Genomic DNA, 19,329 nt, shown 5'->3' with positions numbered 1-19,329 from the left:
GTTATGGATATTTCGCCTTGTCTGGGCCGGCGGGGCTCAAATCGCCCTGTAACTCCTTCGGCAGGGGAAGGCTCGAACATTGCAGGTGCACGTTGCGGGCGAGCAGCTTTCGTTGCTTCTGCTCGTGCTCCTTGGTGGCCGCTATGATCCCCAACCCGTAGGGGCCAAGTGCGACGAATTCCCAACCCGGGTGCTGTTTTTCGCGGACCGCGTAGTCCGAAGCCCTCGCCCGGGCTTGCTGGCATTGCGGCGTCGCCCATTTCTGGTCCTGCTGCGAAAGCGAGGCTCCATAGTCGACCGGAGACGTCGCGCATCCAGCCATCGTCGCGGCCAATGCCGACAATGCAAGCCCCGTCACAATTCTCATCCCAAACCCCTTGCCAACCACCGTAGAAAGTACACGGGCGCCTCCATCCCACAACGAGACCGCCGCGACCAGAGAGCCGGCTCGTTTCGTTGCGGTCTTCCCGCCGCCGGCTGAGAGAGAACGGGCGAAGGTTTTCTCAGAACGCCGTTTCCTCGCCGCTCAATTCGTTCGGCAAGGTAAATTGGCCCTGCCAGGGAACAATCCATCATTTCGAAGGTTGGAGCGTCATATCCGATGGACGCTTCCCATGCCCGCGAACACTTTCAGTCGCCGCCAGATCCTGACAGTTGGAGCCTCGGCGGCGGCATCGGTGACGCTCGGCGCGAATACGGCCGCTGCACGGGAAATCAAAGGCGGCGTCGACGACCCCTGGCTGCCGCATCAGGCCGATGCGCCCGTGCCGCTCGAAAACCCTGGGTTTGCCTTCTTCACGCCCGCCGAGGCCGCGTTCGTGCAGTCGGCGACTGAAAGACTGATCCCTGAGGACGACCTCGGTCCCGGCGCCAAGGCGTGCGGGGTGGCACTTTTCATAGACCATCAGCTTGCCGGCGCGTATGGCCGCGCGGGCAATTGGTACATGCAGGGCCCGTGGGCAAAGGGCGAGAAAACGCAGGGCTTTCAGTCGCGAATGACGCCCGCCGATCTCTATCGCGCGGCTATCAAGGCGATCGACGAACATACGATGTCGGCGCAGGGGGGCAAGCTGTTCGCGGACCTCCCGGTTGAAGCGCAAGATGCGATGCTTTCGGACCTCGAGGGTGGCAAGGTCGATCTCGGCGGGGCAGACGCCAAGACCTTCTTCCAGATGCTTTGGCAAAACACCAAGGAAGGGATGTTTTCGGACCCGATCTATGGCGGCAACAAGGACATGGCTGGCTGGAAGATGCTGGGCTTCCCGGGCGCGCGCTACAACTACCTGGATTGGGTTGATCGGCACGGTGAACGCTATGACCAGCCGCCGGTCGGCATTCGCGGCAGGCCGGCGTGGAACGGCGCGGGATAACAGGCATGGCGCAAAGGCTTCCCGGCGTCGACGTGCTGCTGGTCGGGTTCGGCTGGACCGGGGCGATCATGGCGCAGGAGCTTACCGCCGCCGGCCACGACGTGCTGGCGATCGAGCGCGGCAGCTGGCGCGAGACCAGTACCGATTTCGCGCCGTCCTTCATCCAGGATGAATTGCGCTATCGTTACCATGGACACCTGTTCGAGCAGACCGCGCAGGAGACACTCACCTTCCGCAACACGCCCGACCAGACGGCCTTGCCGATGCGACGCCTCGGTTCGTTCCTGCCGGGTACCGGCGTCGGTGGCTCGATCCTGCACTGGAACGGCCAGGCGTTCCGTTTCCTGCCTTACGATTTCGAAATCCGCCGCCAGACTGCCGCTCGTTACGGGGAGGCGATGATCCCTCCGGATATGACGCTTCAGGACTGGGGCGTCACCTATGACGAACTGGAGCCTCACTACACGCGTTGGGAAGAGCTGTGCGGCATCTCGGGCCAGACCGGCAATCTGAAGGGGCAGAAACAGGCCGGAGGCAACCCTTTCGAAGGCCCGCGCTCCAAGCCTTACCCGACACCCCCGATGAAGCAGACTTATGGCCCCATGTTGTTCGGCGAAGCGGCCGCATCGTTGAAACTGCACCCGTTTCCATGCCCTTCGGGCAACATGTCACAAGCCTATACGAATCCGCTGGGCGTCAGCATGGCGCCCTGCACCTATTGCGGCTTCTGCGAGAAATTCGGCTGCGGGAACTATTCCAAGGCGAGCGCCCAGACGACCATCCTGCCGGTGCTCATGCAGAGGAAGAACTTCACCCTGCGGACAGAGTGCGAGGTGACGCGGATCAACCTCGATGGTTCCGGCGCGCATGCCACTGGCGTGACCTATGTCGACGCCCATGGCAACGAATTCGAGCAGCCGGCCGAGCTCGTCATCGTCTGCGCCTACATCCTGCACAACGTGCACCTTTTGATGGCCTCGGGCATCGGCACCAGATACGATCCGGCGACCGGGCAAGGAACGCTTGGCAAGAACTACTGCTACCAGCTCACCCCTTCCGTCGACGTTTTCTTCGACGACAAGCTCCTCAATCCCTTCGTCGGCGCCGGCGCTCTGGGCATGATCGTCGACGACTGGAACGGCGACAATTTCGACCATGCCGGCCTCGGCTTCATCCACGGCGGCTACATTGGCGGCTATATGACCACCGGCAGGCCGATCGAGACGGAGCTGCTGCCGGAAGGCACGCCGAAATGGGGGGCCAAATGGAAGCAGGCGTTCGTGAAGAACTACCTGACCTCTATGTCGCTGTCCCTGATGGGGTCGGTAATGCCCAACAAGGCCAACTATCTCGACCTCGACCCGACCTATCGCGACGTCTACGGGCGCCCGCTGATGCGCATGACCTACGATTTCAAGCAGAACGAGTTGAAGCTGCAGGATTTCGCCATGGGCAAGATGGTGGACATCGCAAACGCTATGAAACCGCGCGAAATCAAGAAATCGCCACGCGGTCCGCACTACGACATCGCGCCTTATCAGTCCACGCATAATACGGGCGGGGCGATCATGGGCGTCAACCGGCGGGAAAGCGTGGTCAACCGCTATCTCCAGCACTGGGACGTGCCGAACCTCTTCGTCGTCGGCGCCAGCGCCTTCCCTCATAACAGCGGCTATAATCCGACCGGCACGGTGAGCGCGCTTGCCCTATGGGCGGCAACGGCAATCCGCGACCAATATCTCAAGCATCCCGGCCCATTGGTCCAGTCATGAGGCAGCGCGCCCTCCTCACCCTTGCCGCCAGCGGCGCTCTGATCGGCGCGGGCATGCTGGTGTTCGGTCCGCTCGCGCATGGCCAGATCGGCGATTTCTCCAGACAGGAGCGCGGCCGCGAGCTCGTCGCCGCAGGCGATTGCGTGGCCTGCCACACGGCGCCCGACGGCCAACCCTTCGCCGGCAACAGGCCGATCGGAACGCCTTTCGGCACGATCTACTCGGCCAACATAACCCCCGACGCGGAGACCGGCATCGGCGCCTGGAACGAAGAGCAGTTCTACCGCGCCATGCATGAAGGAGTTGCCTCCGACGGCAGGCGGCTCTACCCGGCTTTCCCCTACCCGTGGTTCACCAAGGCGACGCGCGGAGACGTCGATGACATTCGCGCCTATCTGCGCACGCTGGAGCCGGTGCGCTCGGCGCAGCGTCCCAATGAATTCACCTGGCCGTTGAACCACCGCATCGCAATGGCAGGATGGAACCGCTTGTTCTTCACTCCAGGCGAATTCAAGCCTGACAAGAACCAGTCGGCCGACTGGAACCGTGGCGCCTATCTGGTCGAAGGCCTTGGCCATTGCGGCGCATGTCACACGCCGAAGGACGTCTTCGGCGCCGACAAGACCTCGCAACGCTACCAAGGATCCGAGATACAGAACTGGTTCGCGCCGAACCTGACCGGCGACAAGCGCACCGGCCTCGGAACTTGGAGCGATCAGGATATTGTCGCCTTCCTGAAGGCCGGCCATAACAACCGCACCACCGCATACGGCCCGATGGCTGAGGTCGTGAAAGATTCCACCTCCAAAATGAGCGATGCGGATCTGAAGGCGATTGCGATCTACCTCAAGTCGCTGCCGGCTGCCCCCGCCGAGGAGCCGTCCGCTGCCCAAGGGACTGCGATGAGCGCGGGAAAGAGCATCTATGGCGACCAATGCTCAGCTTGCCACCAACTCGGAGGTGACGGCGTAAAGAACATGTTCCCCTCGCTGAAAGGCAGCGCTGCCGTACAGTCCCGCCAGCCGCTTTCGGTCGTGCGGCTCATCCTGAACGGCGGCCATCCCGCGTCCGGTCCGGCAATTCCGAACGCGCTGTCGATGCCGTCGTTCGGGTGGAAACTCTCGGACGATCAGGTCGCCGCAGTGGCGACTTACATCCGAAATGCCTGGGGAAATCAAGCCGAGCCAGTCTCCGCTGGGGACGTCAAGGCGCTGCGCGATTCAGTGCAGGCCGTAAACAGCGCCTACTAAGGCTGAACCGGGTGTTCCGGCGAGAGCGCCGCCGCCAGATTCAGACCGCCGCTTGGAACCAATGATGGGCAAGACTGTTCAGTTGTAACTTTGATGCCACGCTGACATTCTTGCCGACGGCCACCTTCAGGAGCTCCATCATGACTATTTCGTCCGGATTTCGTTCAATCGCCGTAGCCGTGATCGCCACAGCGGGCGTCAGCCTTGCCAGCGCCGCGCATGCCGACAGCGGTAAGATCCGCTTCTCCGTCTACAAGGCGGCTTTCTTTGTCGGCGGTTCCGGTGGCGAGGGCACGCTGACCTTTCATGGCCGCAGATATCCGATCTCGATCGGCGGCGTCTCGGGCGGCCTCGCCTTCGGCGTCTCCAAGACCTATTTCCAGGGCACCGTGCGCCACATCAAGCGCGCTCGGGACGTGACTGGCGTATATGGCGCGGCCGGCGGCGGCGGCGCGCTCGGCAGAGGCGCCCAGGTGATCGTGATGACCAACGACAGGGGCGCCCAGCTCGAACTCACGGGCAGACAGGTGGGCCTGCAGGTCAACGCCGATCTCAGCGGCATGAGCATCTCGCTGAGGTAGGCCATCATTTCCAGAAGCGCGTCGCCATGATCACGCGACGCGCTTCGCGCATCCAATGAAAACTCGAATTAGCTCCGCAAGCCCGGCGCTTCCTGTCCCGTGCGCTCGACATATTCGGTGTAGCCGCCGCCATAGGTGTGGATGCCTTCGGGCGTCAATTCGAGCACGCGGTTCGACAGCGCGGCCAAAAAGTGCCGGTCGTGCGAGACGAACAGCATCGTGCCTTCATATTGCGACAGCGCCTCGATCAGCATCTGCTTGGTGGTGATGTCGAGGTGGTTGGTCGGCTCGTCCAGCACCAGAAGGTTGGGCGGGTCGAACAGCATCAGCGCCATCACCAGCCGCGCCTTCTCGCCGCCCGACAGCACCCGGCATTTCTTCTCGATCTCGTCACCGGAAAAGCCGAAGCAGCCGGCGAGCGCCCGAAGCGGCGCCTGGCCGGCCTGCGGGAAATTGTCCTCCAGCGTCTGGAACACGGTGCGCTCGCCTTCGAGCAACTCCATGGCGTGCTGGGCGAAATAGCCCATTTTCACGCTCGGTCCCCGCGCCACCGTGCCGGTGTCGGGATCGGAGGCGCCGGCCACCAGCTTCAGGAGCGTCGACTTACCCGCGCCGTTGACGCCCATGATGCACCAGCGCTCGCGGCGGCGGACCTGGAAGTCGAGCCCTCCATAAATGGTGCGGCTGCCATAGGCCTTGTGCACGTTCTTCAAGGTCACGACGTCCTCGCCGCAGCGCGGTGCCGGCTGGAACTCGAAATTCACCACCTGGCGGCGCTTTGGCGGCTCGACACGGTCGATCTTGTCGAGCTTCTTCACCCGGCTCTGCACCTGGGCTGCATGCGAGGCGCGCGCCTTGAAGCGCTCGATGAAGGCGATCTCCTTGGCCAGCATCGCCTGCTGGCGCTCGAACTGCGCCTGTTGCTGCTTGTCGGCGATCGCCCGCTGCTGCTGATAGAATTCATAGTTGCCGGAATAGGCGGTGAGCGATCCCGCATCGATCTCGACGATCTTGTTGACGATGCGGTTCATGAACTCGCGGTCGTGCGAGGTCATCAACAGCGCGCCGTCATAGCCCTTCAAGAACTGCTCGAGCCAGATCAGGCTTTCCAGGTCGAGATGGTTCGACGGTTCGTCGAGCAGCATGACATCGGGCCGCATCAGCAGGATGCGGGCCAGCGCCACGCGCATCTTCCAGCCGCCCGACAGCTTGCCGACATCGCCGTCCATCATCTCCTGGCTGAAGCCGAGACCGTCCAGCACTTCGCGCGCACGTCCGTCCAGCGCATAGCCGTCGAGTTCCTCGAAGCGGTGCTGCGCCTCGCCATATTGTTCGATGATCTCGTCCATCCGGTCGGCCTGGTCTGGATCGGCCATGGCAGCCTCGAGTTCGGCCATCTCGGCCGCCACGTCGCTCACCGGCCCGGCGCCGTTCATCACCTCGGCCACCGCGCTGTGGCCCGCCATATCGCCGACATCCTGACTGAAATAGCCGATGGTGACGCCGCGATCGACCTGCACCTGGCCCTCGTCCGGCTGTTCCTGGCCCGTGATCATACGAAACAAAGTCGTCTTGCCGGCGCCGTTCGGTCCGACGAGGCCAATCTTCTCGCCCTTCTGCAGCGAGGCCGACGCCTCGATGAAGACAAGCTGACGGCCGTTCTGCTTGCCGATGTTTTCAAGTCTGATCATGGGAATTCCAAGGGGTATCGATGCGGAATTGGGATTTGCCCGCGCACTTACGCGAATGACGATGTCGGGGGAAGAGGCAGAAGCGCCGCAGATGCCTGACGGGGCGCGAGGCGCCGATCTCCTCAGCGGGGGAAATCGGCTGTCTGCATAGCCGCTCTCCCCTGCCCGCGCACATAAAAATCGACCGGCGGTCGAAATCCGCCAATGTCGAACGACTTCGGGTTGGCGGCCCGCACGGCCCGACCATCGACAACAACAGGACAGGACCACGGCAATGGCCAAGATGCTTGTGATTTACAAAACCCCGGCCGATCCGGCCGCGTTCGACCGGCACTATTTCGACGTTCATATACCGCTCGCCAAGAAGCTCCCCGGCCTGCGGCGCTACGATGTCAGCAGGCGGCCCATGATCAAGCTCTCGGCGGGCGAGATGCCGTATCTGGTCGGGACATTGTATTTCGACAGCCTCGATGACATCCGCGCCGCATTCGCCAGCGAAATCGGCGTTGCCTGTGCCGCCGACCGGCGGATATTGGCCCCGGGCGACGACGATCTGACGATGCTGCTGTTCGACGCCGACGAAGTGTGAACCCAGCCTCCAGACACACTCCAGAAACAAGATTCAACATCCGGGAAAAACTGGCGAAAAGATCGTCTGCGATAACGATCCCGTGGCGGCCGGACAGCGGCCGCCGGACAACGCCAAGGGATATCGCCTGCAATGCAACGGGGATGGATGGGCGCCGTGATTGGCATTTCGCTTGCCATGCTCCCGGTCGCACAGCCGGGCGCGGAGGCGGCTGTCACTCGCAGCGAATATTGCAGCCGGCTCGGTCTTCAACTCGACGGCGCTATCCGGACCAAGGCCAGACCGGGTGCCAGTGCGAGCCAGATCGCAGAGGCAACGGCGCTGCAGGACAAGGCGAACCGGTTCTGTGCGGAGCGCAAGCAAGCGCAAGGCATCCGGACCTACGCCAACGCCCTGAAGCTCCTCGGCGTGACACCGGTCGACCTCGACCAGTGACGGCAGCCCAAAAGGTCTGGCTATTGCGCTCGGTCCCGCCGTGTCAGTTGTCGGCGTAAGCACGATCGCAGCCATCGTGCGACCGACTGCATGAATTCGTTGCGCAGGAATCGGGTGTCGGCAGGCGTCGCGCCATGCGATGTTCACCCATCAAGAGGACCGGTCATGCTCACGCTTCACGATTATCTGCCGTCGCAGAACGGCTGGAAGGTCCGGGTCCTGCTCGGCATGCTCAAAATTCCCTATGACAGCCACCCCGTCTCGATTTTCGAGGGCGAGAGCCATACCGACGCCTTCCTCGCACTCAATCCGGCAGGCGCGGTTCCGGTCCTTCAACTCGAGGATGGCAGCGCCATCGCCGAATCCAATGCAATCCTCGCCTATCTTGCCGAGGGCACACCCTTCCTGCCGTCAGACCGCTATCGGCGTGCCAAGGTCATGCAGTGGCTGTTCTTCGAACAATACAATGTCGAGCCCGTCATCGGCTCGCTGCGCTTCTGGACCTTGACCGGACGGCTCAAGCGCAACCAGGCCATGGTGGCCGGCAAGCGCGAGGCCGGAGCCCGCACGCTCGCCGCCCTGAACCGAAGCCTTGGCGAGGCGCCGTTTCTGGCCGGCAACGACTTCACCATCGCCGACATCGCCGTCTACGCTTACAGCCATCTTGCCAGGGATTGCGGCTTTTCTCTCGCGGACTATCCGGCGTTCGCCGCATGGACCGACCGCGTGCGCGATGCCGTCGGACCCGGCTACCCCGTCCATCCCTACGCCATCGACCCGCATTCGGGCGCCTGAGCAACCTTACTTCTTTCCCTGTGGATAGATCGTCTCGCCACGCTTCAGCATTGCCACGAAGGTTTCGATCTTCTTCTTGCGGCCGGCCTCGGTCTTCATGTTGTGGGTCCGGAAGGCGAGCGAGAAGCGGTTCTGTGCGCTGAGCTTTTCCAGCATCGCCTTGGCCGCCGGCTCGGCATCGATCGCCTTTTGCAAATCATCGGGGATTTTCATCTCCTTGCCACTGCCATAGGCGCGCGCCCAGCGCCCGTCTGCCTTGGCTGCCTCGACCTCTCTCAACCCATGCTCGGTCATGCGGCCCTCCTCGACGAGGCGCGCGACATTGTCGACGTTGATCTTGCTCCAGATGCTGTTTTTGCCGCGCGGCGTGTAGCGCTGCAGGAAACTGTTCTCGTCCAGCCCCTTCCGCACGGCATCGATCCAGCCGAAGCACAGCACGACATCGATGGCTTCCTTCGGCGTGATCGACTTCAGTCCCGACCCCACCTTGTGCACCTTGATCCACACTTCGGTTTCCGTGGCGTGGTGTTCGCTGAGCCAGGCGTAAAAGCTCGCCGCGTCGGGAAATTCCCGCACCTTGTCGGGATCGACCTTGACCGGCGCCATCAGTGCGCTTGCCCAATCAGTGTCGTTGTCGCTAGCGTTGCTGTCATCTTGCCTCCGGCATCGTGCGATTCCCGGCATCATGGCATGGTTCACTACCAATTTTCGTCAGCAGTAAGGGGCACGCTGCGCCAGGCACGGAACGCACCATCCATCGCCGCGTTCCGGCAGGAGTGCAATCGCCATGGAGGATCGCGATGGCCGTGCAGACGGTTTTTGCCCATGTCAGCTGCTCCGACCTCGAGCCCAGCATCGTCTGGTACGAAAAGCTCTTCGGCAAGCCGCCGTTGCGCCGGCCGATGCCCGGCCTTGCCGGATGGCAGTTCACGGAAAGCGCCGAGGTGCAGCTCTTCGAGGACAAGGAAAAAGCCGGCACCTCGACGCTGACGCTCGGCGTCCTGCCGCTGGCGCCGGAGCGGCAGAGACCGGTGGATGCAGGCCTCGAACCCGGCCCGATCGAGAAAGCCGACAATTTCTGGATCATGCGGATGCGCGATCCCGATGGCAATCTGGTGGTGTTCGCGAGTGCGGAGCGGGAATAGAGCCGCCGCAGCCCCAGGAGCTGAGCTCGCGCTCTACGCCGGTGTCGGTGCCGCCGGCGTCAGGCCGTGGCGGCGCATGATCTCCATCATGCTGGCCTTGTCCGGCGGGCCACCGGCGGCGGCATGGAACATTGCGAAAATCTCGCGAAAATAGTCTGGGCCGATCGCCGCCGGTGTCACGATACACAGTACCGTTGCGTCGTCGGCACCCTTGTTGTCGAACCGGTGGACGGCGCCGCGTGGAATGCATAGCGCCTCTCCCGGCCCGACATCGATCGCCTTGCCGTCGACGGTCCAGGTCAGCACCCCGTCAACGCCGTAGATCGTCTCTTCATAATGATCGTGGCTGTGCGCCGGCGCCAGCAGCCGCGATCCGCCAGCCACTTTTAACTCGAAGGCGGCGATGCTGCCGTTCGAACTGTCGCCCGTCACCAGGAAGCGAATCGATAGCATCTTGTCGCCGATGGTCTCTTCGGCTGGATTGACCTGAAGATTCATGGATGACATTGCGCAAACTCCTCCGGTAAATTACATTTACTAGCAATCAGTAAACTCAATTTACCGGATCGTCAATGGCCACCTCCACCGAAGTACTGCAGACCAAGACCGAGGACCTGTTGATTGGCGCCTTGCTGCGCGTGCCTGCCCAGGCAATCCAGCGCCGGCTGATCAAGGAGCTCAACGCCGCCGGTTTCGACGAATTGCGCCTGCCGCACATGGCGGTGCTGCAGTTTCCCGGCCCGAATGGCGCGCGGCCCGGCACGATCGCCGAGCGTGCCGGCATGAGCAAGCAGGCGATCAACCAGTTGCTCAGCAGTCTGGAAAGCTATGGCTATCTCCTTCGCTCCGACGGCGAAGGCAGCGCGCGCGTGGTGCGGTCCACCGAGCGCGGCCACGCCGCTTTCTGGAAAATGGTCGACATATTGCGTGACATCGAAGAGGAGTGGCGCACCGAACTCGGACCGGAGCGCTTTGCCCAACTGAAAGCACTGCTGTTCGTCGTCTGGGACAGCCCGCTGGTGCGCTGAGATGGCGCTCATATGCCGCCGGCACCATCGGCATCTCCGATGACACCATCGGTTTCTTCCGTTTCCGCTTTCCGCATCGAGCTGCCAATCCCTGCCCTTGTCCCTCCAACAAAGGCAGAGCGAAATGCACCTTTCGAACCCGAAAATCCTGATCGTCGGCGGCGGCTCCGGCATGGGTCTCGCGCTTGCAAGGCGCTGCCTCGAAGCCGGGGCCAAAGTCGTCATCGCCGGGCGCGGCGAGGACAGGCTGCGGCAGGCACGCGAGGCGCTGGGCAATCCCGCCGCCCTCGAAACAGCCATTGTCGACATCACGCGGGAAGACCAGGTTGCGGCGTTGTTCGCCGGGATCGGCGGTCTCGACCATATCGTCAGCACCGCCGCCGATATCGAAGGCGCCTACCGGCTGTTGCCGGAGCTCGATCTCGAGGCGGCGCGACGCGTGGTCGACAGCAAGCTCTTCGGCCCGTTGCTGCTCGCCAAGCACGGCGCGCCAGGGCTGGCCGTGACCGGCTCGATAACCTTCGTTTCCGGCATCGCCGCCTATCGCCCGGCCGCGCGCGGCTCGGTCGTCGCCGCCGTCAATGCCGCGCTCGAAGGGCTGGTGCGGGCGTTGGCGATAGAACTCGCACCGGTCCGCGTCAACGCCGTCTCGCCCGGCTGGGTCGATACCGGGATTTGGGCGCAGGTGGCCGGCGACAGGAAGGCAGAGACGCTTGCGGCGATGGCCGAGCGGCTGCCGGTCGGCAGGATCGGCCAGCCCGAGGACATCGCCGACGCCATTTTCTTCCTCATGGGCAATGGTTTTACGACCGGCACGACGCTGCATGTCGAGGGCGGGCATCGCTTGGTCTAGCTGACGACGGCTTTCCCGGAATTGTTTGCAAACAAGGGGTTGGAGCGGTTCGCCGATTCAGGTCCTGAGCCGGCACCGGAGCTTGCCGGCGCCAGTGTGTCGCGCGCGGCGGCAAGCAGGTGCCGGAGCGCCGGCGGCTGGACGCGCCGGCGCCGCCAGATCATCGTCAGCGGCGCCGCTTGGGCTCGGCCAGGCCACGGCAGTTCGATCAGTTCACCACGCTCGAGCGCGTCGCTGACAGCCAGACGTGGAACGAGGCCCAGCCCCACGCCGGCCGCCACCAGCCGGGCAATGGCGCCGATGCTGCCGACTTCGGCGGCAAGTTCCGAGGCACCGATGCCCGCCTCGGCGAAGGCGGTATCGAACATGTGCCGGTAGATGCATCCAGGCTCCGTCGCCACGAAACGTTTTGCGGCAAGGGCGGCAAGGTCGCACGGAACCAGGTTCTGCCCCGGCGCTGCGACCAGCACCAGCGGTTCGGCCGCTATCGTGTGCCTGGCGAAGCGTTGATCGGCACCGCCCTTCGAGGCATCGCGGCGATCGAAGCAGAAGGCGACATCGATGTCGCCGTCCTCCAGCTGGCGCAGCAGCGTGCCGCTGTCGGTCACCTTCATCCGCACCGCAATGTCAGGATGACTGGCCTGGAACCCCGGCAGCCAGGGCGCCAGCCGGGCCGAAGCAATCGTCTCCAGCGCACCGATGGTCAACGCGCCGCTGGTCTGCCCGGACGCAGCCTGAACGGCGGCACGCGCCTCGCCGTCGAGCCGCAGCAATTCTTCCGCGACGGGCTTCAGCGCCAGACCGGCCGGCGTCAATTCCAGCCCCGCCTTCGAGCGCGCGAACAAGACAGCACCCAACTCGGCCTCCAGCGACTGGATCTGGTCGCTGACGCTCGACTGAGCGAGATGAACCGTCTCGGCGGCGCGCGTGATGTTGCGGCTGCGCGCCACGGCAAGAAAGGTCTTGAGCAGTCTGGGATGCATTATCGATGCAACGCCGCTACTGCAGCTGCGGCTTCTTCAAAAAACTACCGCGATCGGCGGACTTGACGCGCAGCCAGGTCTCGCGGCCGTCACGCACCACCCGCATCGGGATCTCGGCACCGGCCGAACCGCTTTCCCAAAGCTTGCGATAGAAATCGGCGAGCCCATCGACCGTACCGTCGCGGACCTCCGAAATGACGTCGCCTTCGCGAAGGCCGGCCTTGGCCGCCGGGCCGCCCTCGGTCACACTCATCACCACCACCTTACCGTCGCTTTCGGCCGAGAGCGCGCCGAGCCACGGGCGCGGCGGCTTGGCCACGTGGCCACGCGTGAGCAGATCGTCGAGGATCGGCGGCAACAGGTCGATCGGCACCACCATGTTGATATCGGCAACCTCGCCGGCGCGGCTCATCTGCAGGCGCAGCGAACCGATGCCGAGCAGCGCCCCCTCGGCGTTGAACAACGGCGCGCCGCCCCAGGACGGATGCGCCGGCGCGATGAAGATCGCCTCGTCGAGCAGATACTCCCAATAGCCGGCGAATTCCTGCTTGGTGACGATCTTGGCCTCGACCGCCCGGCCGATGCCGTCGGCAAGCACCACCGAGTCGCCGATCCTGGCCTTGCCGGCATCGCCCAGCGCGACTGCCGGCAGACCGGTCGGCGCCAGCGCCTGAACGAGGCCGAAGCCCGATTCCTGGTCGTAGGCCAGCGCGTGCGCCGGGATGACGCGCCCGTCATGCGAGGTCAGCCAAACCTCCTCCGCCTCGGTGATGAGATAACCGATGGTCAGCACCAGCCCGTCATCGCGGATGACGACGCCGCTGCCTTCCCGGAGTGTACCCAGCGCGCCGGCGGTAAACGCGTCCTCCGGAACGGTCGCCCGCACGGCAACCACGGAGCGCGGATTGGGATTGATGGTCATGATTTTGTCCTGCGATGCGAATGCCTGGCGGCTTCTTCTATAGGTATGCCACGGGGGAGATGCTGCAAGGGGTGAGAAGCGGTGGCCATAGGGCGAACGCCTGGCAGGGCGATGCGTCGCGCCCCGCATTGACAATAGTTCAACACAAGTTGAACTTCCCTGTCCGCAGCCCTAGCTATGGGTAACCTGCCCATCCTCCCACGATACGAGAGCCGACATGACCGAATACACCCCGCCGAAAGTATGGACCTGGAGCAAGGGCAATGGTGGCGCCTTTGCCAGTATCAACCGGCCGATCGCCGGACCGACGCATGACAAGGAACTGCCGGTCGGCAAGCACCCGCTGCAGCTTTATTCGCTGGCGACGCCAAACGGCGTCAAGGTGACGGTGATGCTGGAAGAGCTCCTGGCACTTGGCCACGAGGGCGCCGAATACGACGCATGGCTGATCCGCATCAACGATGGCGACCAGTTCGGCAGCGGCTTCGTCGACATCAACCCGAATTCCAAGATCCCCGCGCTGATGGATCGCAGCGGCAAGACCCCGGTGCGCATTTTCGAATCCGGCTCGATCCTGGTCTATCTCGCCGAAAAATTTGGCGAATTCCTGCCGGCCGAACAGCCGGCCCGTGCCGAAGTCCTGTCCTGGTTGTTCTGGCAGATGGGCTCGGCCCCCTATCTGGGCGGCGGCTTCGGCCATTTCTACGCCTATGCGCCGGCAAAGTTCGAATATGCCATCGACCGCTTCTCGATGGAGGTTAAGCGTCAGCTCGACGTGCTCGACCGCCGTCTGGCCGAGGTGGAATATCTTGGCGGCACCGGCTATTCGATCGCCGACATGGCGGTCTGGCCCTGGTACGGCGGGCTGGCGCTCGGCAGGCAGTATAACGATTCCGCCACCTTCCTTTCGGTGCACGAGTATAAGAACGTGCAGCGCTGGGCGAAGGCGATCGACAAACGACCCGCGGTGAGGCGTGGCCGCATGGTCAACCGCGCCTTCGGCGAACCGGCCATGCAGCTGCACGAACGCCATGATGCCAGCGATTTCGACACGAAGACACAGGACAAGCTGGCCGCCGAGTAGATTCGGGACAGCTGTCGAAGGCCGGCGTCAAAACAAAAAGCCCGTCACCAGTGTTAAAATCGGTGACGGGCTTTTTGCTTGATGCGTGAGACGGATCAGTGCAGCACCTCGACGACCTGACGGGTATCGGGGTCGACCAGCACGGTCTCGTCATTGATCACTGCCACGCGGTACCTGACGTTGGGAACTTCGCGCAGTTCGACCTTGTCCGGTACCGGCGAGCCGAGCTTGAGTTCGACGCCGAGCAGGTTCACCGACGCCAGCGGCTCTCTCTTGATGTATTCGCGAACGACCGTTTCCTGCTCTGGCTGCACAACGACGGTGCTGTCCGCCAGGGCCACGCCGGCACCGCCCAGCAGGACGATGGCAGCTGCGGCACTCGTAAGATAACGTTTCATGACAATCTCCATGGTTGGCGATTCCAGTCCCGCCCTGGAGGTAAACTCGTCCGTAACCCGGAGGTTCCATCCCTTTTCTTGAAATAAATATGGCAAATAACCAACAATATGCCACATTCTTTTAGCGCCGAGCGTGAGGATGTCAGCAAAGATATGCTTTGCGTGCGCCAGAAATTTCTACATGTTATTGACAGAAGCAAAAACGTCATGCCTTGAAAAGGCGACCGAAGACGTCTTCCGTGGATGGTTCGGTTCGCACACCGTCTTGCCGATAACTAACGTGTGCAGCCGGGTGTCGTTCCGAAGACCTGCCGAGCGTCCAAAAAAGGCTCGCCCTGCCGGGAGCAGAGCGAGCCACCAAAGACCGGTGGAGGTGGCGCCTCACCGGTCACATCAGGAAAACGCCCGGCGTCGGCATCCGGTTCCAGCGGGGCGCGTAGCGTGGCTGCACCGGATGCAACGATGTCGACTTCATGGCGTTGGTGTCCTGTATTTTTCCTGACGAAATTTTCAGCACGGATATCGCGCCATGGCTCCCCGCCCTCCCGTGACCAAGCACCCCTTTACGCTGGTGTTTGTCATTTTCGCGTTCATGGCGCCGCTTGTCGGCCTTGCCTGGGGCGCTCACGAATGGATAGGCTGGTAGCCAACCGGTCCAAGCGGCTTTCAGCGCATCGCCTCACCAAAACGTGACCGTTCAATAATATAAGTAGTCTCTAAATGACCATGGGCTGATGGTATTAAACACGAGCTGTCGCCAAACCGGCGGCCGGAACAGGGGAGGATGGATCCATGAATATCAAAACTGTCTGCCTGGGAGTGTTGGCTGCCACCGTGATTGCCGGCTCGGCACTTGCTGGCATTCTCGACGAGCCGAAGATGATGGCACCCTTCTTCACCGACAAGACCATGAAGACCATGAAGTCGGACGCTGCCATGAAGAAGGTCTGGGCGAAAATGTCGAAGAAGAACCAGACCGCGATGATGAAGGAATGCCAGGACGCCGCGATGAGCAAGCCGCATGCCGAATTCTGCGCCAAGCTGAACGCGCTGGCCGGCCACGCCTGACGTCTTTAGGCAAGGGATGGCGGACCCGCGAGGTTCGCCATCCCAGCCGAGTTCAAAGCCGGACGCGATCCCTACGCAGCGGCGGCAAGGTGTTGACCGAATCCTCGCTTGCGGCGGCGTCTTGTTCACGCCTGTAGATCAGCCCCAGGACGAGCACGAAGTAGCCGACCTGCAAGACAACCAACGTCACCACTGTCCAGGCAAGCGCCTCCCAGAACGAACCGGTGGCCATATAGGCCCAGACCGCGATAAGGATCGTGGTCGCTGACATCCCGACGAGAAATGGCCCAAAATACATCAGCCTTCAAGATCGCCGAAACCGTTCCTGTCCCGGCGACTCCCTCCAAATCTCCACACCTGCACACAGGCTTTCATTATTTTAGCAACTACGCAAGTACTCGATCTCCCGCTCGACATCCACGTAGAAATTCGTTGCGCGGCGGCCTTGGCAGGAGCAGTTTGGTGCTCACTGACCGCGGTAATCGGGAAAAGAAGAAGACCGGGGGGATCGGGGAATGACGCTCAAGCTTATCGGAGCTGGTTTCGGCCGCACCGGCACATGGTCGACCTTTGCCGCGCTGAACAAGCTCGGCCTGCCCTGCTACCACATGCAGGAAGTGATCATAAACAAGGCCAATAAGGGCCATCTCGATTTCTGGCGCAAGGTGGCCAACAGCTCGCCAGGCACCCAGCACGACTGGAACCGCGTGTTCGCCAACTATACGGCCACCGTCGACAATCCAGGCTGCTGCGTCTGGAAGGAATTGATGGCCGCCTATCCCGACGCCAAGGTGCTGCTGACGCTGCACCCGCGCGGCGCCGAAGCGTGGTATGAAAGCACCATCGATACGATCTACTTCACCGAGAATCTGTGGCAGTTCAAGATCCTGGAATGGCTCACCCCGTTCGGCCGGAAGTTCGGCGACATGTCGCGCAAGCTCATCTGGGGCCGCACACTGGCCGGCGTCATGGGCGACCGCGACAAGGCGGTGGCCCGCTACGTCAGCTATGTCGACGAAGTGAAGGCCGCCGTACCGCCGGAAAAGCTGCTGGTCTACAAGGTCAGTGAAGGCTGGGGTCCGCTCTGTCATTTTCTCGACGTGGCGCAGCCGAACGAGCCCTTCCCCAACCTGAACGACCGCGAAACGATCAAGAAGATCATCCGCGACATCATCAAGGGTTCCTACATCATGCTGGGGCTGACGGTGGCCGCCATCGCGGCGGTGATCGCGGCATTGTGGTGGTGGCTGGGCTAGACTAGTCGCAAAAATTGAGATGGTGGGTCAATGGTCATCTGCGACGCTTTCTCAATCGCCATGGCCTCGTCATCATGGCGGTCAGAAGGATCGCACGCTGCGCCCAGGGAAGGCTGCTGTGCCAGATTTCCCTGAGCCCCGCGGCCCTGAGGGCTCTTCGCTGGCTTCGGTGGTGGGTCCAAGCCTTGCTGATGCTCCCCGGGCGATAATACTTGTGACATAGCACCTGCGGCACACGCACAAAGGCGCCGAGTAATGACAGATGCAGAAGCCAAGTCCAGTCGGCGCAGTATTCGCCTTGGCTATTGGGCTTTATCCCGCCGCTGCGATGGAATGCCCATGCCCTGAACAGCCCGCGATTGGGAACCCACCAGCCATGCGGCTGTTGCGCCATAACGAGGCCCCGCGACAGGCTACTATGAAGTCCCGACAACCGGTCGAAGGTGCTGGTCGCGCTGTCGCCGTTGACCTCGATCACTTCCACGTCGCTATAGGCCAGCACCGCCGAGGGATTGTCCTGCAACGCTCGCACAAGCGTTTCCACATACGTTGGATCGACAACGTCATCATGGAAGGCAAAGAACATCAACTCGCCTTCTGCACTGGCCATGAGGTCGTTGGTGTTCCTTAGCCACCCGAGATTGTGTTGCCGGTTGAGGACACGCACATTGCGGTGCCCTGCGGCGAATTTAGCGACGATCTGCGGCGTGGCATCGGTCGAGCGGTCCTCGCCGATCAATATCTCCAGGTTCGGCCATGTCTGGGAGGCGAGACTGTCAAGCGTGCGGGAAATGAACGCGGCCGCATTATGGCACGGCACCAAAGCCGTAACCCGTGGGTGCCAGCCGGGCTGGGTGTGTGTGTCATGCATTCAGCCAACGCCGTAAAGTTGCTTTGCCAGCATGTCAGCAAGCCAGGGAGCAGTCGAATATTTTCCCGTGTCGACGGACAGATAATTGCCGCGCCGGGCAGTGCCAAACAGATCACGGCGGTGAATCGTGGCGCCGAGGTCGCTGAGAGAGCCTTGCCCCTGTGCAAAGACGAACCCGCCCCGGATGTCGATTGTCTGTGCCGATTCGAAGAGGCGAGAGGCGTCCGGGATCAACCTGGTGATCTCCGTGCGAACCTCATCGACGAAGAACTGTCTCCGATTCACGGCGATTTCGTCGGGTTGTGCTAACGTCAATGCGCCGCTTTGCGCAACCAAGCCAGTTGGGTACCATGAGATATAGAAACGACGCCCGTCATAATTCTTGATGTCGCCAAAAGGACCGAGCGCAATCACCGATGATACAACATCGACCGGCTGGCCGGTGCAGCCGAACAGGCTAAGGCGATATCGGTGAGACCAGCCGGGGCTTGGTTCGATACCCGCAAGCCGATCGATTGCAAGCCGGCCTTCCCAAAGGCAGTTGACGACGACGTCGAATGTCTCCCTCCCGGTCTCAGCCGCAACCCGCCATTGCCCTTCGATTCCATCTGTCGGCGTCGCCGAGAGGATTTTCGACCTCATTCGCAGCGAAATGTTCGGTTCGCTCCTCACCACCTCGACCATCCGATCGGCGATCCACTGAGTATCGACCGATCGCTCAGGCACCCGGAACCCGGCGACGATGTCGTCACTATCTGTCATTGCGGCAAGCTCGGCTCGCGAAAGACGCACGGAACCAGCTTTTGACACGTCGACCAGATATTGCGATGCGTCCGGATGCTCACGCAGCAGCGCATCCACTTTACGAAATGTGCCAGACAGCGTCTGCGCATCGACTACCGAACGGCGATGGACAAGGTAGACATCGTCAGCCGAGGTCGTGTGTGGCCGAAGATCTTCGTCGAGCAATTGCGAGATGAGCTTGCCGAAACGCAGCCCGCCCGGAATGACATGCCTTGCCGTGCGCATCGAGGGGTCGGCACCATACAGGTAGCCCAAGTGGATCTTCCCCTCGTTCCAACGGCTGGCGCAGCTGAGCGGCTCGTCCTCCTTGTCGAAGAGCGTAACCGCGCAACCCAGTCTTGCCATCATGATGGCAAGGCTGGCGCCCATGATCCCGGCGCCAAGGATCGCCACTCTGCCGCGAGTGAGCTTCATGGGCAACAAACCGCAGCGCA

The 19,329-nt window shown here is 62.4% G+C and carries 23 protein-coding genes; 13 read left to right on the top strand and 10 right to left on the bottom strand.

Annotated elements, in window-relative coordinates:
* Nucleotide 1 precedes the first annotated feature (1 nt).
* Entirely contained in the window at nucleotides 2-367 is a 366-nt protein-coding gene (locus FJ970_RS13650) for a hypothetical protein (protein ID WP_140759703.1), read from the bottom strand.
* A gap of 310 nt (nucleotides 368-677) precedes the next feature.
* Here FJ970_RS13650 and FJ970_RS13645 point away from each other — a divergent pair, with 310 nt between their 5' ends.
* The 4 genes from FJ970_RS13645 to FJ970_RS13630 all read left to right on the top strand — a co-directional run bounded on the left by FJ970_RS13645 (nucleotide 678) and on the right by FJ970_RS13630 (nucleotide 4,973).
* A complete protein-coding gene (locus tag FJ970_RS13645) occupies nucleotides 678-1,370 on the top strand; it encodes a gluconate 2-dehydrogenase subunit 3 family protein (RefSeq protein WP_227792120.1) in 693 nt (230 codons plus the stop codon).
* 5 nt (nucleotides 1,371-1,375) lie between these two features.
* Nucleotides 1,376-3,142 (top strand): GMC family oxidoreductase, encoded by a 1,767-nt coding sequence (locus FJ970_RS13640; RefSeq protein ID WP_140759706.1) that lies wholly within the window; start codon nucleotides 1,376-1,378, stop codon nucleotides 3,140-3,142.
* Nucleotides 3,139-4,392: a c-type cytochrome gene (locus FJ970_RS13635; RefSeq protein ID WP_140759709.1), complete on the top strand. Its 1,254-nt coding sequence runs from the start codon at nucleotides 3,139-3,141 to the stop codon at nucleotides 4,390-4,392. The genes FJ970_RS13640 and FJ970_RS13635 overlap by 4 nt, the downstream gene beginning before the upstream one ends.
* Nucleotides 4,393-4,532: 140 nt before the next feature.
* Nucleotides 4,533-4,973: a hypothetical protein gene (locus FJ970_RS13630; protein WP_140759712.1), complete on the top strand. Its 441-nt coding sequence runs from the start codon at nucleotides 4,533-4,535 to the stop codon at nucleotides 4,971-4,973.
* Nucleotides 4,974-5,041: 68 nt separating this feature from the next.
* Here the strand turns inward: FJ970_RS13630 and FJ970_RS13625 are convergent, their stop codons facing one another.
* On the bottom strand, nucleotides 5,042-6,664 hold the full coding sequence (locus FJ970_RS13625; RefSeq protein WP_140759715.1) for an ABC-F family ATP-binding cassette domain-containing protein: 1,623 nt from the start codon (nucleotides 6,662-6,664) through the stop codon (nucleotides 5,042-5,044).
* Nucleotides 6,665-6,938: 274 nt separating this feature from the next.
* On the opposite strand from FJ970_RS13625, the gene FJ970_RS13620 reads away from it, so the two are divergent.
* The 3 genes from FJ970_RS13620 to FJ970_RS13610 all read left to right on the top strand — a co-directional run bounded on the left by FJ970_RS13620 (nucleotide 6,939) and on the right by FJ970_RS13610 (nucleotide 8,483).
* Nucleotides 6,939-7,253, top strand: a complete 315-nt coding sequence (locus tag FJ970_RS13620; protein WP_140759718.1) for an EthD family reductase — start codon at nucleotides 6,939-6,941, stop codon at nucleotides 7,251-7,253.
* Nucleotides 7,254-7,400: 147 nt separating this feature from the next.
* A complete protein-coding gene (locus FJ970_RS13615; RefSeq protein WP_140759869.1) occupies nucleotides 7,401-7,688 on the top strand; it encodes a hypothetical protein in 288 nt (95 codons plus the stop codon).
* A gap of 165 nt (nucleotides 7,689-7,853) precedes the next feature.
* Entirely contained in the window at nucleotides 7,854-8,483 is a 630-nt protein-coding gene (locus FJ970_RS13610; protein WP_140759721.1) for a glutathione S-transferase family protein, read from the top strand.
* A gap of 6 nt (nucleotides 8,484-8,489) precedes the next feature.
* On the opposite strand, the gene FJ970_RS13605 is transcribed toward FJ970_RS13610, so the two are convergent.
* Entirely contained in the window at nucleotides 8,490-9,089 is a 600-nt protein-coding gene (locus FJ970_RS13605; protein WP_140759723.1) for a YdeI/OmpD-associated family protein, read from the bottom strand.
* Between the two features lie 194 nt (nucleotides 9,090-9,283).
* Between FJ970_RS13605 and FJ970_RS13600 the strand changes: the two genes are divergently transcribed.
* The gene (locus FJ970_RS13600) at nucleotides 9,284-9,628 is read left to right on the top strand and encodes a VOC family protein (protein WP_140759726.1); all 345 of its coding nucleotides are present in this window, start codon (nucleotides 9,284-9,286) and stop codon (nucleotides 9,626-9,628) included.
* Between the two features lie 33 nt (nucleotides 9,629-9,661).
* Here the strand turns inward: FJ970_RS13600 and FJ970_RS13595 are convergent, their stop codons facing one another.
* Entirely contained in the window at nucleotides 9,662-10,135 is a 474-nt protein-coding gene (locus FJ970_RS13595; protein ID WP_140759729.1) for a cupin domain-containing protein, read from the bottom strand.
* 65 nt (nucleotides 10,136-10,200) lie between these two features.
* Here FJ970_RS13595 and FJ970_RS13590 point away from each other — a divergent pair, with 65 nt between their 5' ends.
* Together FJ970_RS13590 and FJ970_RS13585 are read left to right on the top strand one after the other, a co-directional pair.
* Complete coding sequence (locus FJ970_RS13590; RefSeq protein WP_140759732.1) at nucleotides 10,201-10,656, top strand: MarR family winged helix-turn-helix transcriptional regulator; 456 nt, start codon at nucleotides 10,201-10,203, stop codon at nucleotides 10,654-10,656.
* 124 nt (nucleotides 10,657-10,780) lie between these two features.
* Nucleotides 10,781-11,509 carry an SDR family oxidoreductase gene (locus tag FJ970_RS13585; protein ID WP_140759735.1) on the top strand — a complete coding sequence of 243 codons (729 nt, stop codon included), beginning with the start codon at nucleotides 10,781-10,783 and terminating at the stop codon, nucleotides 11,507-11,509.
* Here the strand turns inward: FJ970_RS13585 and FJ970_RS13580 are convergent.
* Nucleotides 11,506-12,492 carry a LysR family transcriptional regulator gene (locus FJ970_RS13580; protein WP_140759738.1) on the bottom strand — a complete coding sequence of 329 codons (987 nt, stop codon included), beginning with the start codon at nucleotides 12,490-12,492 and terminating at the stop codon, nucleotides 11,506-11,508. The genes FJ970_RS13585 and FJ970_RS13580 overlap by 4 nt on opposite strands.
* A 16-nt stretch (nucleotides 12,493-12,508) precedes the next feature.
* Nucleotides 12,509-13,414 (bottom strand): S1C family serine protease, encoded by a 906-nt coding sequence (locus FJ970_RS13575; protein WP_140759741.1) that lies wholly within the window; start codon nucleotides 13,412-13,414, stop codon nucleotides 12,509-12,511.
* A 217-nt stretch (nucleotides 13,415-13,631) separates the two neighbouring features.
* Here FJ970_RS13575 and yghU point away from each other — a divergent pair, with 217 nt between their 5' ends.
* Nucleotides 13,632-14,498, top strand: a complete 867-nt coding sequence (gene yghU / locus FJ970_RS13570) for a glutathione-dependent disulfide-bond oxidoreductase (RefSeq protein ID WP_140759744.1) — start codon at nucleotides 13,632-13,634, stop codon at nucleotides 14,496-14,498.
* A 95-nt stretch (nucleotides 14,499-14,593) separates the two neighbouring features.
* Here the strand turns inward: yghU and FJ970_RS13565 are convergent, their stop codons facing one another.
* Nucleotides 14,594-14,896 carry a DUF1236 domain-containing protein gene (locus FJ970_RS13565; protein ID WP_140759747.1) on the bottom strand — a complete coding sequence of 101 codons (303 nt, stop codon included), beginning with the start codon at nucleotides 14,894-14,896 and terminating at the stop codon, nucleotides 14,594-14,596.
* A gap of 792 nt (nucleotides 14,897-15,688) precedes the next feature.
* Here FJ970_RS13565 and FJ970_RS13560 point away from each other — a divergent pair.
* Nucleotides 15,689-15,964, top strand: coding sequence for a hypothetical protein (locus tag FJ970_RS13560; protein WP_140759750.1), 276 nt, complete (start codon nucleotides 15,689-15,691; stop codon nucleotides 15,962-15,964).
* Nucleotides 15,965-16,016: 52 nt separating this feature from the next.
* On the opposite strand, the gene FJ970_RS13555 is transcribed toward FJ970_RS13560, so the two are convergent.
* Entirely contained in the window at nucleotides 16,017-16,235 is a 219-nt protein-coding gene (locus FJ970_RS13555; protein WP_318013036.1) for an exopolysaccharide production repressor protein, read from the bottom strand.
* 244 nt (nucleotides 16,236-16,479) lie between these two features.
* Between FJ970_RS13555 and FJ970_RS13550 the strand changes: the two genes are divergently transcribed.
* A complete protein-coding gene (locus FJ970_RS13550) occupies nucleotides 16,480-17,220 on the top strand; it encodes a sulfotransferase family protein (protein WP_140759756.1) in 741 nt (246 codons plus the stop codon).
* 34 nt (nucleotides 17,221-17,254) lie between these two features.
* Here the strand turns inward: FJ970_RS13550 and FJ970_RS13545 are convergent, their stop codons facing one another.
* Entirely contained in the window at nucleotides 17,255-18,091 is an 837-nt protein-coding gene (locus FJ970_RS13545) for a glycosyltransferase family 2 protein (RefSeq protein WP_140759759.1), read from the bottom strand.
* Complete coding sequence (locus FJ970_RS13540; protein WP_140759762.1) at nucleotides 18,092-19,309, bottom strand: FAD-dependent oxidoreductase; 1,218 nt, start codon at nucleotides 19,307-19,309, stop codon at nucleotides 18,092-18,094.
* Nucleotides 19,310-19,329 lie beyond the last annotated feature (20 nt).

This window comes from Mesorhizobium sp. B2-1-8, from assembly GCF_006442545.2.
GTDB lineage: Bacteria > Pseudomonadota > Alphaproteobacteria > Rhizobiales > Rhizobiaceae > Mesorhizobium.
The sequence above is the reverse complement of the archived record's forward strand: the minus strand, read 5'-3'. Positions and strand labels throughout refer to the sequence as shown.